The sequence below is a fragment of the Streptomyces humi genome, assembly GCF_001005085.2.
Classification (GTDB): Bacteria; Actinomycetota; Actinomycetes; order Streptomycetales; family Streptomycetaceae; genus Streptomyces; species Streptomyces humi.
The window spans coordinates 58,593-72,161 of the sequence record NZ_LBMU02000100.1; the positions used below are offsets into that span (position 1 = coordinate 58,593).

12 protein-coding genes are annotated in these 13,569 nt (G+C 70.6%); 11 read left to right on the top strand and 1 reads right to left on the bottom strand.

The features are described from left to right. Positions 1 to 17: 17 nt before the first annotated feature. From AAW13_RS38270 to AAW13_RS38305, 7 genes are all read left to right on the top strand, one after another. Complete coding sequence (locus AAW13_RS38270) at positions 18 to 812, top strand: cell division protein FtsQ/DivIB (protein WP_071659821.1); 795 nt, start codon at positions 18 to 20, stop codon at positions 810 to 812. 279 nt (positions 813 to 1,091) lie between these two features. Beyond that, complete coding sequence (ftsZ, locus tag AAW13_RS38280) at positions 1,092 to 2,288, top strand: cell division protein FtsZ (RefSeq protein ID WP_046729534.1); 1,197 nt, start codon at positions 1,092 to 1,094, stop codon at positions 2,286 to 2,288. A 10-nt stretch (positions 2,289 to 2,298) separates the two neighbouring features. Continuing rightward, complete coding sequence (pgeF, locus tag AAW13_RS38285) at positions 2,299 to 3,027, top strand: peptidoglycan editing factor PgeF (protein WP_107483509.1); 729 nt, start codon at positions 2,299 to 2,301, stop codon at positions 3,025 to 3,027. A gap of 6 nt (positions 3,028 to 3,033) precedes the next feature. After that, positions 3,034 to 3,753: a YggS family pyridoxal phosphate-dependent enzyme gene (locus AAW13_RS38290; protein ID WP_046729535.1), complete on the top strand. Its 720-nt coding sequence runs from the start codon at positions 3,034 to 3,036 to the stop codon at positions 3,751 to 3,753. A 126-nt stretch (positions 3,754 to 3,879) separates the two neighbouring features. Next, positions 3,880 to 4,521, top strand: a complete 642-nt coding sequence (locus tag AAW13_RS38295; RefSeq protein ID WP_046729536.1) for a cell division protein SepF — start codon at positions 3,880 to 3,882, stop codon at positions 4,519 to 4,521. 50 nt (positions 4,522 to 4,571) lie between these two features. After that, a complete protein-coding gene (locus AAW13_RS38300) occupies positions 4,572 to 4,856 on the top strand; it encodes a YggT family protein (protein WP_046729537.1) in 285 nt (94 codons plus the stop codon). Positions 4,857 to 4,912: 56 nt separating this feature from the next. Next, entirely contained in the window at positions 4,913 to 6,181 is a 1,269-nt protein-coding gene (locus AAW13_RS38305; RefSeq protein WP_046729538.1) for a DivIVA domain-containing protein, read from the top strand. A gap of 497 nt (positions 6,182 to 6,678) precedes the next feature. On the opposite strand, the gene ileS is transcribed toward AAW13_RS38305, so the two are convergent. Then, positions 6,679 to 9,816, bottom strand: a complete 3,138-nt coding sequence (gene ileS / locus AAW13_RS38310) for an isoleucine--tRNA ligase (RefSeq protein WP_046729539.1) — start codon at positions 9,814 to 9,816, stop codon at positions 6,679 to 6,681. A gap of 602 nt (positions 9,817 to 10,418) precedes the next feature. Here ileS and AAW13_RS38315 point away from each other — a divergent pair. The 4 genes from AAW13_RS38315 to AAW13_RS38330 all read left to right on the top strand — a co-directional run bounded on the left by AAW13_RS38315 (position 10,419) and on the right by AAW13_RS38330 (position 13,569). Beyond that, on the top strand, positions 10,419 to 11,360 hold the full coding sequence (locus tag AAW13_RS38315) for a TraR/DksA family transcriptional regulator (RefSeq protein WP_046729540.1): 942 nt from the start codon (positions 10,419 to 10,421) through the stop codon (positions 11,358 to 11,360). A 67-nt stretch (positions 11,361 to 11,427) separates the two neighbouring features. Then, positions 11,428 to 12,036 (top strand): signal peptidase II, encoded by a 609-nt coding sequence (gene lspA, locus AAW13_RS38320; protein WP_046729541.1) that lies wholly within the window; start codon positions 11,428 to 11,430, stop codon positions 12,034 to 12,036. A gap of 121 nt (positions 12,037 to 12,157) precedes the next feature. Next, a complete protein-coding gene (locus tag AAW13_RS38325; protein WP_046729542.1) occupies positions 12,158 to 13,102 on the top strand; it encodes an RluA family pseudouridine synthase in 945 nt (314 codons plus the stop codon). Then, on the top strand, positions 13,099 to 13,569 hold the full coding sequence (locus tag AAW13_RS38330) for a GNAT family N-acetyltransferase (protein WP_046729543.1): 471 nt from the start codon (positions 13,099 to 13,101) through the stop codon (positions 13,567 to 13,569). Before AAW13_RS38325 ends, AAW13_RS38330 begins: the two co-directional genes overlap by 4 nt.

Here is a 13,569-nt window from a genome sequence, read left to right on the forward strand (position 1 = left end):
AAAGGCGAGTGAGCAGCGTGGCCGGACCGACCACCGCCGAGCGCGGTGAACGCCAGCAGGAGTCGTCCGGCCCGCCGCCCGCAAGGGTGTTGAGGAAGCGCCGCCTTCGTGTGATCGTCATCCTGGCCGTCCTGCTGCTGCTCCTCGGCGGCGGTTCCGGTTGGCTGCTGTACGGCTCCCCGTGGCTGCGTGTACGGCATGTCTCCGTCTCCGGTACGGCCGTTCTGACGCCGGAGCAGGTCCTCGCGGCCGCCGCGGTCCCCGTCGGGGCGCCGATGGTCTCCGTCGACACCGACGGCATCGAGGCCCGGCTGCGCCGGGAACTGCCCCGGATCGACGAGGTCGACGTCGTTCGTTCCTGGCCCCACGGAATCGGGCTGAAAGTCATTGAACGCACGCCGGTTCTGCTCATCGCAAAGGGTGGAAAATTCACCGAAGTGGACAAGGAAGGCGTCCGTTTCGCCACGGTTTCGCAGGCGCCGAAAGGTGCTCCGGCACTGGAACTGAGCCTCGCCCGGCCGGGTTCCGCCACCGCCAGCCTGCGCCGGTTCGGTACCGAACGCCTGGTGCGGGAGGCGGTCGCGATCGCGGGTGACATTCCGGCCGCGGTCCGCAGGGACACCAGGACCCTCAAGGTCCGTTCCTACGACGACATCTCGCTGCTGCTGACCGGCGGCCGCGTCGTGCAGTGGGGCAGTGCCGAGAACGGCGCGGCCAAGGCGCGCACGCTCACCGCGCTGATGAAAGCGGCTGCCGGTGCGCGGCACTTCGATGTGAGCGTTCCCACCGCCCCTGCGTCATCGGCGAGTTGACGCACATCAGCGCAGGCCAGCACCCTGGTTGGGCACTGCTACGGCTGATCACATAGGGTGAAAAGAAAAACGGGAGGTTCGGCGTGTTCGTTGAACGGGCGCCACTTGTCGACTTAGTGTCCTGTTCAGAAGACTCCAGGGAACAGACACACTGGTAACCCTAAACTTCAGGGTTAGGGTTCGGGTCGGCGCTACGGACCGTCCCATTCGGCATCCGCCGTCCCGCGCGGGAACACCGCACGGAGACGGCAACGTAATTCGAGGCGAGAGGCCTTCGACGTGGCAGCACCGCAGAACTACCTCGCAGTCATCAAGGTCATCGGTGTCGGCGGCGGTGGTGTCAATGCCATCAACCGGATGATCGAGGTCGGCCTCAAGGGCGTCGAGTTCATCGCCATCAACACCGACGCGCAGGCGCTGTTGATGAGCGACGCCGACGTCAAGCTCGACGTCGGCCGTGAACTCACCCGCGGACTCGGGGCCGGCGCCAACCCGGCCGTCGGCCGCAAGGCCGCCGAGGACCACCGCGAGGAGATCGAGGAGGTCCTCAAGGGGGCCGACATGGTCTTCGTGACGGCCGGTGAAGGCGGCGGCACCGGCACCGGCGGCGCGCCCGTCGTGGCCAACATCGCGCGCTCCCTCGGCGCCCTCACCATCGGCGTGGTCACCCGCCCCTTCACCTTCGAGGGCCGGCGCCGCGCCAACCAGGCCGAGGACGGCATCGCCGAACTCCGCGAAGAGGTCGACACCCTCATCGTCATCCCGAACGACCGGCTGCTGTCCATCTCGGACCGCCAGGTCTCGGTGCTCGACGCCTTCAAGTCGGCCGACCAGGTCCTGCTCTCCGGTGTCCAGGGCATCACCGACCTCATCACCACCCCCGGCCTGATCAACCTCGACTTCGCCGACGTCAAGTCGGTCATGTCCGAGGCCGGTTCGGCCCTCATGGGCATCGGCTCGGCCCGCGGCGACGACCGCGCGGTGGCCGCCGCCGAGATGGCGATCTCCTCGCCGCTCCTGGAGGCCTCCATCGACGGCGCCCGGGGCGTCCTGCTCTCCATCTCCGGCGGCTCCGACCTCGGCCTGTTCGAGATCAACGAGGCCGCCCAGCTGGTCAGCGAGGCCGCCCACCCCGAGGCCAACATCATCTTCGGCGCGGTCATCGACGACGCCCTCGGCGACGAGGTCCGGGTCACCGTGATCGCGGCCGGCTTCGACGGCGGCCAGCCCCCGGCCCGCCGGGACAACGTCCTCGGCTCGTCCTCGGCCTCCGCGCGCCGTGAGGAGCCCGCCCCGGCGCGGCAGCCGGAGTCCCGCCCCTCCTTCGGCTCGCTGGGCAGCGTGACCCCCAAGGAGGAGCCGGAGCCGGCCCCCGAGCCGGTGGCCGACATCCCGGTCGCCCCGCCGGTCCCGCCGTCCCGCTCCTACGCGGACAGCGCGGCCGAGGAACTGGACGTACCGGACTTCCTCAAGTGATCCTTACGACGTGACAGCACAGCGCGAGACCGTGAGCGGCGCGCACTTCGCCTTCACCGACAGGTGGGGCGGGGTGAGCGCCGCTCCGTACGAGGAGCTCAACCTGGGCGGGGCGGTCGGCGACGACCCCGGGTCGGTACGGACCAACCGGGAGATCGCCGCCAAGTCGCTCGGCCTGGACGCCGGCCGGGTGGTCTGGATGAACCAGGTGCACGGGAACGACGTGACCGTCGTGGACGAGCCGTGGGGGGAACGGCCGGTGCCGGAGGTCGACGCGGTCGTCACCGCGCGCCGCGGGCTCGCCCTCGCCGTCCTCACCGCCGACTGCACGCCGGTCCTGCTCGCCGACCCGGTCGCCGGCGTCGTGGGCGCCGCGCACGCGGGCCGGCCCGGGATGGTCGCCGGGGTCGTCCCCGCCACCGTCCGGGTCATGACCGAACTCGGCGCCGACCCGGCCCGGATCGTCGCCCGCACCGGACCGGCCGTGTGCGGGCGGTGCTACGAGGTGCCGGAGGCCATGCGCGCCGAGGTGGCCGCCGTCGAGCCGACGGCGTACGCCGAGACCGGCTGGGGCACTCCCGCGGTCGACGTCAGCGCGGGCGTGCACGCACAGCTCGCGCGCGCCGGGGTGCGGGATCGGGCGCAGTCGCCGGTGTGCACGCTGGAGTCGGTGGATCACTTCTCGTACCGCCGCGACCGCACCACCGGGCGGCTCGCGGGCTATGTGTGGCTGGACTGATGGGGCATGACGGACCGTAGGACCGAACTCGCCGGAAACCTGGCGAAAGTGGAGGAGCGCATCGCCGCCGCCTGTGCGGCGGCCGGGCGCAAGCGCGAAGAGGTGACCCTGATCGTGGTCACCAAGACCTATCCGGCGGACGATGTGCGGCTCCTGTCGGAGCTCGGGGTCCGCCAGGTCGCCGAGAACCGTGACCAGGACGCGGCCCCCAAGGCCGCCGCGTGTGCGGATCTGCCCCTCAGTTGGCACTTCGTCGGTCAGTTGCAGACCAATAAAGTGCGATCCGTGGTGGGTTACGCGGATCTCGTGCAGTCCGTGGACCGTTCCCGGCTCGTGGACGCGCTGTCCAAGGAGGCGGAGCGGGCCGGGCGCGAGGTGGGGTGCCTGCTCCAGGTCGCGCTCGACGCGGGTGCGAGCGGACGCGGCGAGCGCGGTGGTGTGGCGCCGGGCGGAATCGAAGAGTTGGCCGACCTGGTCGCCAATTCGCCGGGCCTGCGGCTCGACGGGCTCATGACCGTCGCCCCGCTCACCGGGGAGTACGCGGGGCGTCCGCGGGCGGCGTTCGAGCGGTTGATGGATTTGTCGACTGACCTGCGCCGAGCCCATCCGGCTGCGAACATGGTCTCCGCAGGGATGAGTGCGGACCTCGAGGGCGCCGTGGCCGCCGGGGCGACACATGTACGCGTCGGCACTGCGGTACTCGGAGTCCGCCCCAGGCTCGGGTAACGTCGCCAAGAAGTCGGACCACAGCAGAAAATATGGTCAATGTCGCCCGATGTGGGCGCAACGGCCTCGTGGATCGCGGGACTTGGCAGTCGTCACCGATCCACCACAGAGCGGAGGACTCAGAGCATGGCCGGCGCGATGCGCAAGATGGCGGTCTACCTCGGCCTCGTGGAGGACGATGGTTACGACGGCCGCGGATTCGACCCTGACGACGACTTCGAGCCCGAACTGGACCCGGAGCCCGAGCGGGACCACCGGCGGCACGAGCCGTCGCACCAGTCCCACAGTGCACACCAGCCCCAAAGGGACGATTCGGTACGAGTGGTGCAGCCGTCCCCACCGCGCGAACCGGTGTCGCATTCCGCTTCCGTGTCAGCGGAATCCGGGCGCCCGGCGCGTATCGGCCCCGTGGTGTCCATCACACAAGAACGCGCAAGTCTGGAGAAGAACGCACCGGTGATCATGCCCAAGGTCGTGTCGGAACGAGAGCCTTACCGGATCACCACGCTTCACCCCCGGACCTACAACGAGGCCCGTACCATCGGGGAACACTTCCGTGAGGGCACCCCGGTGATCATGAATCTGACTGAGATGGATGACACAGACGCGAAGCGACTTGTCGACTTTGCGGCTGGTTTGGTGTTTGGTCTTCACGGCAGCATCGAGCGGGTGACGCAGAAGGTGTTCCTGTTGTCTCCTGCTAACGTCGATGTCACGGCGGAGGACAAGGCCCGCATCGCAGAGGGCGGGTTCTTCAACCAGAGCTGAGACGCAACACCGGTACGAAGCACGGAACAGGGGAGAGGGAAGCACGGATCATGAGCGTGTTCCTGGATGTGATCTACATCGCGCTGATGTGCTTCCTCATCGTGCTCATCTTCCGGTTGGTCATGGACTACGTGTTCCAGTTCGCCCGCTCATGGCAACCCGGCAAGGCGATGGTGGTCGTACTTGAGGCCACCTACACTGTCACCGATCCACCGCTCAAGCTTCTGCGGCGGTTCATCCCGCCGCTGCGTCTCGGGGGCGTGGCGCTCGACCTGTCCTTCTTCGTACTGATGATCATCGTCTACATCCTGATCGCGATCGTTGGTCGGCTGTGATGAGCGATGTGACCTACCGTCTTGCCGAACGCCGACGACTACGTTGAGGTGAAGAGATGCCGTTGACCCCCGAGGACGTGCGGAACAAGCAGTTCACGACCGTCCGCCTCCGAGAAGGCTATGACGAGGACGAGGTCGATGCCTTCCTCGACGAGGTCGAAGCCGAGCTGACCCGTCTGCTCCGCGAGAACGAGGACCTGCGCGCCAAACTGGCCGCGGCCACCCGCGCCGCCGCCCAGAACCAGCAGAACATGCGCAAGCCCCCGGAGCCGGACCAGCAGGGCGGCATGCCGCAGCAGGGCGGAATGCCCCAGCAGGGTGGTATGCCGCAGCAGGGTGGTATGCCGCAGCAGGGCATGCGAGGTCCCGGCGCTCCGGTGCCCGCCGGCATATCGGGCCCGCCGCAGCAGCAGATGGGTGGCCCCATGGGTGGGCCCCCGCAGCTGCCGAGCGGTGCCCCGCAGCTGCCGGCCGGTCCCAGTGGCCAGGGTCCGCAGGGTCCCGGCCCGATGGGTCAGGGCCCCATGGGTCAGGGTCCGATGGGTCAGGGTCCGATGGGCCAGGGTCCGGGTATGGGCCAGGGCATGGGCCAGGGTCCCGGTCCGATGGGCCAGGGCATGGGCCCCGGTCCGATGGGCGGTCAGCCCCCCATGCAGCAGCAGCCGATGGGCGGTCCGATGGGCGGCCCCATGGGTGGTCCGATGGGCGGCCCCGGTCAGGGCCCCGGCGGCGACAGCGCCGCCCGAGTCCTCTCGCTGGCCCAGCAGACCGCCGACCAGGCGATCGCCGAGGCCCGCTCCGAGGCCAACAAGATCGTCGGCGAGGCCCGCAGCCGCGCCGAGGGTCTGGAGCGTGACGCCCGTGCCAAGGCGGACGCGCTGGAGCGGGACGCGCAGGAGAAGCACCGCGTCGCCATGGGCTCCCTGGAGTCCGCGCGCGCCACGCTGGAGCGCAAGGTCGAGGACCTGCGCGGCTTCGAGCGCGAGTACCGCACGCGTCTGAAGTCGTACCTCGAGTCCCAGCTGCGTCAGCTGGAGACCCAGGCCGACGACTCCCTGGCGCCGCCGCGCACCCCGGCCGCCGCTTCCCTCCCGCCGTCCCCGGCGCCCTCCATGGCTCCGGCCGGCGCGAGCGCTCCGTCCTACGGCGGCAACCCGCCCATGGGCGGCGGCCCGTCGCCCGCCGGCCCGTCCTACGGCGGCCAGCAGCAGATGACGCCGGCGATGACCCAGCCGATGGCACCGGTACGTCCGCAGGGCCCCTCTCCGATGGGCCAGGCGCCGTCCCCGATGCGCGGCTTCCTCATCGACGAGGACGACAACTGACGGCGGGCGCGTAGCGCGCGTAGCCGTCGGCAGAGCACCAAAGGGCGGGGCCCCGGATTCCGATCCGGGGCCCCGCCCTTTTTACGCGCGTTGCGCCCCACCAGGCGCGCGGGAAACCACGCACGGCAAGCGCTCCGACCCGCAGGCGTGAGAGCGGGATCGCTCGAAGGGGCGCGCGGAACCGCGCACGGCACCTGCTCCGACGGGTGGGCGTGGGGGGCGGGTGGTTTGAAGGGGCGCGTGGAACCGCGCACGGCACCTGTTCCGACGGTTAGGCGTGGGGGGCGGGTGGTTTGAAGGGGCGCGGGGAACCGCGCACGGCACCTGCTCCGACGGTTAGGCGTGGGGGGCGGGTGGTTTGAAGGGGCGCGCGGAACCGCGCACGGCACCTGCTCCGACGGGCACATACGAGGGGGCCCGGTCCCCATCGTGGAGACCGGGCCCCTTCTCGAAAAAGGCCGGCGGCTACGCCTTGCGCAGCTCGAACAGCCCGGCCGCTACGCCTTGCGCAGGCGGAACGTCAGCGAGAGCCCCTCGTCGGTGAAGGGAGCGCCGTACCCGTCATCCCCCTCGCCCTGGGAGAAGTCGGTCGCCAACACCTCGTCGGCGATCAGCGCAGCGTGCTCCGCCAGCGCGGCGATCACCGCCGGGTCCGTCGAGACCCACCGGAGCGAGATCCGGTCGGCCACGTCCAGGCCGCTGTTCTTGCGCGCCTCCTGGATCAGCCGGATCGCGTCCCGCGCGAGGCCCGCCTGCCGCAGTTCCTCCGTGATCTCCAGATCGAGTGCCACGGTCGCACCGGAGTCCGACGCCACCGACCAGCCCTCACGAGGCGTCTCCGTGATGATCACCTCGTCCGGGGCGAGCGTCACGGTCTCGCCCTCGACCTCCACCGACGCCGTGCCCTCGCGCAGCGCCAGCGACAGCGCGGCCGCGTCCGCCGCGGCGACCGCCTTGGCGACCTCCTGCACCCGCTTGCCGAACCGCTTGCCGAGCGCCCGGAAGTTGGCCTTGGCCGTGGTGTCCACCAGCGAGCCGCCCACGTCGGACAGCGACGCCAGCGACGAGACGTTCAGCTCGTCGGTGATCTGCGCGTGCAGCTCCCTGTCGAGCGCGTCGAAGCCGACCGCCGCGACCAGCGCCCGCGACAGCGGCTGCCGGGTCTTCACACCCGACTCCGCGCGCGTGGCCCGGCCGAGCTCCACGAGCCGTCGTACCAGGACCATCTGCCTGGACAGCTCCGGGTCGATCGCGGACAGGTCCGCCTCCGGCCAGGACGCCAGGTGCACCGACTCCGGCGCGCCCGGGGTCACCGGTGCCACCAGGTCCTGCCACACCCGCTCGGTGATGAACGGGGTCAGCGGGGCCATCAGCTTGGTGACGGTCTCCACGACCTCGTGCAGCGTGCGCAGCGCGGCCTTGTCGCCCTGCCAGAAGCGGCGGCGCGACCGGCGGACGTACCAGTTGGACAGGTCGTCGACGAACGCGGACAGCAGCTTGCCGGCCCGCTGGGTGTCGTACGCCTCCAGCGCCTGCGTCACCTGGTCGGTGAGGGCGTGCAGTTCGGACAGCAGCCAGCGGTCCAGGAGCGGACGGTCGGCCGGGGCCGGGTCCGCCGCGGACGGCGCCCAGTTCGACGTACGGGCGTACAGCGCCTGGAAGGCCACCGTGTTCCAGTACGTCAGCAGGGTCTTGCGGACGACCTCCTGGATGGTGCCGTGGCCCACCCGGCGGGCCGCCCACGGCGAGCCGCCGGCCGCCATGAACCACCGCACCGCGTCCGCCCCGTGCCGGTCCATCAGCGGGATCGGCTCCAGGGTGTTGCCCAGGTGCTTGGACATCTTGCGGCCGTCCTCGGCGAGGATGTGGCCGAGGCAGACCACGTTCTCGTAGCTGGACCTGTCGAAGACCAGCGTGCCGACCGCCATCAGCGTGTAGAACCAGCCGCGCGTCTGGTCGATGGCCTCGGAGATGAACTGCGCCGGGTAGCGGCTCTCGAACAGCTCCTTGTTCTTGTGCGGGTAGCCCCACTGCGCGAACGGCATCGAACCCGAGTCGTACCAGGCGTCGATGACCTCCGGCACGCGCGTGGCCTGCTGCGCGCACTGCGGGCAGGCGAAGGTGACGTCGTCGATGAACGGACGGTGCGGGTCCAGTTCCGACTGGTCGGTGCCGGTCAGCGCGGTCAGCTCCGCGCGCGAGCCGACGCAGGTGAGGTGGTCGTCCGCGCAGCGCCAGATCGGCAGCGGGGTGCCCCAGTAGCGGTTGCGGGACAGCGCCCAGTCGATGTTGTTGTCCAGCCAGTCGCCGTACCGGCCGTGCTTGACCGTGTCCGGGAACCAGTTGGTGTTCTCGTTCTCCTGGAGCAGGCGGTCCTTGACGGCCGTGGTGCGGATGTACCAGGACGGCTGCGCGTAGTAGAGCAGCGCGGTGTGGCAGCGCCAGCAGTGCGGGTAGCTGTGTTCGTACGGCAGGTGCTTGAAGAGGAGGCCGCGCTGCGCCAGGTCCTCGGTGAGTTTCTCGTCGGCCTTCTTGAAGAAGACGTCGCCGACCAGCGGCACGTCCTCCTCGAAGGTGCCGTCCGGGCGGACCGGGTTCACCACCGGCAGGCCGTAGGCGCGGCACACCTTGAGGTCGTCCTCACCGAAGGCGGGGGACTGGTGGACCAGACCCGTACCGTCCTCGGTCGTGACGTACTCGGCGTTCACGACGTAATGCGCCGGTTCCGGGAACTCCACGAGCTCGAACGGACGTTGATACGTCCAGCGCTCCATCTCGGCGCCGGTGAAGGTCTGGCCCGTGGTCTCCCAGCCCTCGCCGAGCGCCTTGGCGACCAGCGGCTCGGCGACGACGAGCCGCTCCTCGCCGTCGGTGGCGACGACGTAGGTGACCTCGGGGTGCGCGGCGACCGCCGTGTTGGACACCAGGGTCCACGGGGTGGTCGTCCACACCAGGAGCGCGGCCTGGCCGGCGAGCGGACCGGAGGTGAGCGGGAAACGGACGTACACGGAGGGATCGACGACCGTCTCGTAACCCTGCGCCAGCTCGTGGTCGGACAGGCCGGTGCCGCAGCGCGGGCACCAGGGGGCGACGCGGTGGTCCTGGACCAGCAGGCCCTTGTCGAAGATCGTCTTCAACGACCACCAGACCGACTCGACGTACTCGGGGTCCATCGTGCGGTAGGCGTCGTCGAGGTCGGTCCAGTACCCCATGCGGGTCGTCAGCGCCTCGAAGGCGTCGGTGTGGCGGGTCACCGACTCACGGCACTTGGCGTTGAACTCGGCGATGCCGTACGCCTCGATGTCCTGCTTGCCGCTGAAGCCGAGTTCCTTCTCGACCGCCAGCTCCACGGGCAGGCCGTGGCAGTCCCAGCCGGCCTTGCGGGCCACGTGGTACCCGCGCATGGTGCGGAAGCGGGGGAAGACGTCCTTGAAGACGCGCGCCTCGATGTGATGCGCGCCGGGCATGCCGTTGGCGGTGGGCGGGCCCTCGTAGAACACCCACTCGGGGCGGCCCTCGGACTGCTCCAGGGTCTTGGCGAAGATCTTCTGCTCGCGCCAGAAGTCGAGCACGGCGTGCTCGAGGGCGGGCAGGTCGACCTGGGCGGGTACCTGGCGGTACGTCGGCGCTGTCATCTGCGAGCTTCCTCCAACGGACTTGCTGCCTTCCGTCGGAGGGACGAGAGCCTTGTCTTGCGGACGCCGTGTGCGGCGCGCTCCCGCGGTACCACCCTCCTTGGCCCCCCGGACGCCGTACGCGCCGGTGAGCCCCCTCATTGGGTTCGCGAAACCGGTTCTACTCGCCCCTGCTTCTCAGCTGCGGCTTTCTTCCGGTGGCTCCGGGGTGATCTTCACGTCGCGCCGGCCCCCGGGCTTCCACCGTCCCCGGGTCGCTCTGGGCTGCGTACGCCGCTACTCGTCCCCATCCACGCTTCTCGCTCCGCCCAGTGTACGGCGCCGCACGGACGGCGGCCGACCCGATTTCCGGGCCCCGGTCGCGCACGCCCGCGCGCCCGCCGAGATGACCCGAATGGCCTGGTACGCGTGTTCGCATCCTGGGATGTCCGGCTCGGCGGATTACCGGGTGGGGAGCTGGGCACAACGGATGCATACCTGCTGCGTGGGGGGTGCGGGGCAGGCGGATCGGGCGGCGTGCCCCGTTGCCGCGGGACTCGAGTCGATTTATCGTCCCAGCACGATTCGCGTGCAAGATCACAATATGTGAAGGGGCCGCGGCCATGGTGGCGAAGAAGACCGCCGTTCAGCAGTCGGCGTCCGGCCGGTCCACAGGCGCGACCGCCTCCGAGCCGGGTGGGAAGAGCCCCGCCAGGAAGACGGCGGCGAAGAAAGCGGCCGCGAAGAAGACGCCGGTGAAGAAGGCGACGGCCGGGAAGGCTTCCGGCAAGGAGGCGGCGGACGGGACGGCCGTGAAGGCGGCTGGGACGGCGGCGGAGAAACCGGCCGCGGCGGCCGGGCACGTCGCGGAGAAGTCGGGGAAGTCGGAGAAGTCGGGGAAGGGCGCGTCCAGGACCGCGGCGACGAAGACCGCGGCGAAGAGCACGGCCAAGAAGAGCACGGCGAAGACAAGCACGGCCAAGACAAGCACGGCCGAGAAGAGCACGGCCAAGACAAGCACGGCCGAGAAGAGCACGGCCAAGAAAGCGGGCGCGGCGCGGGCCGCGAAGCAGACGGGAGCCACGACGGTGGTTGCGAAGAAGACCCCTGGCACGGCCACTGCGGCGGAGACCGCCGTTCCCAAGGCCCGGGTCGCCACGGCGGCGCCGGGCGAGCTCGCGGTACGTCCGGGCGAGGACCCCTGGACGCCCGAGGAGGTCGCCGAGGCGCGCACGGAGCTGATGACCGAGGCGATGCGGCTGCGCGCCGAGATCGAGGCCTCCGAGAGCGCCCTGGCCGGCCTGATGCGGGACTCCGGGGACGGCGCCGGCGACGACGACGCCGACACCGGCACCAAGAACATCACGCGCGAGCACGAGCTGGCGCTGGCCGCCAACGCCCGCGAGATGCTCGAACAGACCGAGCTGGCCCTTCAGAAGCTGGACGCCGGTACCTACGGACTCTGCGAGAACTGCGGGAACCCCATCGGGAAGGCCCGGATGCAGGCCTTCCCGAGGGCCACCCTGTGCGTGGAGTGCAAGCAGAAGCAGGAACGCCGCTACTGAGCACCGGGGGCGCGTGGGGCGTGCCGTAGTCTCGTCCCGAGGCAGGCACCTAGGTTGAGGGACTCACGTGGCAGAGGCGGAGCGCATCATCGGTACGCCGGACACCCCGGACGACGGCGGCGAGCGGACGGCGACGCCCGGTCCGGCCGGCCCGGATCAGCAGCCGGCCCCGGACGGACGACGGCCCGGGCGCGGGCGCCGGATCGCCGTGCTGTTCGCGGTGGCCGCCTTCGCGTACGCCCTCGACCTGGTCAGCAAGATGATCGTGGTCGCCAAGCTGGAACACCACGCGCCGATCGAGGTCATCGGCGACTGGCTGGAGTTCCACGCGATCCGCAACCCGGGCGCCGCCTTCGGGTTCGGCGGTGCCTTCACGATCATCTTCACCCTGATCGCGGCGGCCGTGATCGTCGTCATCTTCCGCTTGGCCCGCAAGCTCTACAGCTTCCCGTGGGCGGTCGCCCTGGGCCTGCTGCTGGGCGGCGCGCTCGGCAACCTCACCGACCGGATCTTCCGCTCCCCCGGGGTCTTCGAGGGCCAGGTCGTGGACTTCATCGCGCCCAGGGGCTTCGCGGTGTTCAACCTGGCCGACTCGGCGATCGTCTGCGGCGGCGTCCTGATCGTGCTGCTGTCCTTCCGGGGCCTGGACCCGGACGGGACCGTCCACAAGGACTGACCGGGGCAGAAGGGCTGGCCGCGGCAGAAGGGCTGACCGGGGCGCTAGGACTGACCGGGGCCCGGGGCGGGCCGTCGGGCTGGCGTACGGGGCTGTCGGTGCGGTCCGGCATACTCGACGGGTGAGCACGCTTCCCGAGATCCGAACCCTGCCCGTGCCCGACGGCCTGGAGGGCGAGCGCGTCGACGCCGCCATCTCCCGCATGTTCGGCTTCTCCCGCACCAAGGCGGCCGAGCTGGCCGCGGCGGGCAAGGTCCAGGTCGACGGCTCGGTGGTCGGCAAGTCCGAGCGGGTGCACGGCGGGGCCTGGCTGGAGGTCGAGATGCCGGGGGCGCCCGCGCCCGTGCAGATCGTCGCGGAACCCGTCGAGGGCATGGAGATCGTCCACGACGACGACGACGTGGTGGTGATCGTCAAGCCGGTCGGCGTGGCCGCGCACCCCTCTCCCGGCTGGACGGGACCCACCGTGATCGGCGGTCTGGCGGCGGCCGGCTACCGGATCTCCACCTCCGGCGCCGCCGAGCGCCAGGGCATCGTGCACCGCCTCGACGTCGGTACCTCGGGCCTGATGGTGGTCGCCAAGTCGGAGCGGGCCTACACGTCCCTGAAGCGCCAGTTCAAGGAGCGCACGGTGGACAAGCGCTACCACACGCTGGTGCAGGGCCACCCCGACCCGACCAGCGGCACCATCGACGCCCCCATCGGCCGCCACCCCCAGCACGACTACAAGTGGGCGGTCACGGCCGACGGCAAGCCCTCGGTGACCCACTACGACCTCATCGAGGCGTTCCGCGCGGCCTCCCTGCTCGACGTGAAGCTGGAGACCGGCCGCACCCACCAGATCCGCGTCCACATGGCCGCCCACCGCCACCCCTGCGTCGGCGACCTCACCTACGGCGCCGACCCGACCCTCGCCAAGCGGCTGCACCTGACCCGCCAGTGGCTGCACGCCGTCCGGCTCGGCTTCGAGCACCCCGGGGACGGCGAGTGGGCCGAGTTCGCCAGCGACTACCCGGCCGACCTGCAAAAGGCGCTGGACCAGGTCCGTGAGGAGACGTACGGATGAGCACCCGCGGCTACCAGGTGCGGGTCGCCGAGGACCCCGCCGACCTGGAGGCGTGCTTCGCGGTGCGCAAGCAGGTCTTCGTCGTCGAGCAGGGCGTACCGCAGGACCTGGAGTACGACGCCCACGACGCCACGGCCCTGCACGTGCTCGCGGTCGACGCGGACGGCGTACCGCTCGGCACCGGCCGGCTGCTGTACGGCGAGACGGCCGCGGAGAAGACCGGCGGCGACCCGTCCCTCGGCTCCCTGGGCAGGCTCGCGGTCCACGCGAGGGCCCGTGGCCTCGGCGTCGGCGTGGCCCTGGTCCGGGCCATCGAGGAGGCCGCACGCGCGCGTGGCCTGACCGCGGTCGACCTGCACGCGCAGACCCACGCACTGGGCTTCTACGAACGGCTGGGGTACCTGCCGTACGGGCCGGAGTACGAGGAGGCGGGCATTCCGCACCAGGGGATGCGCCGCGCGCTGTAG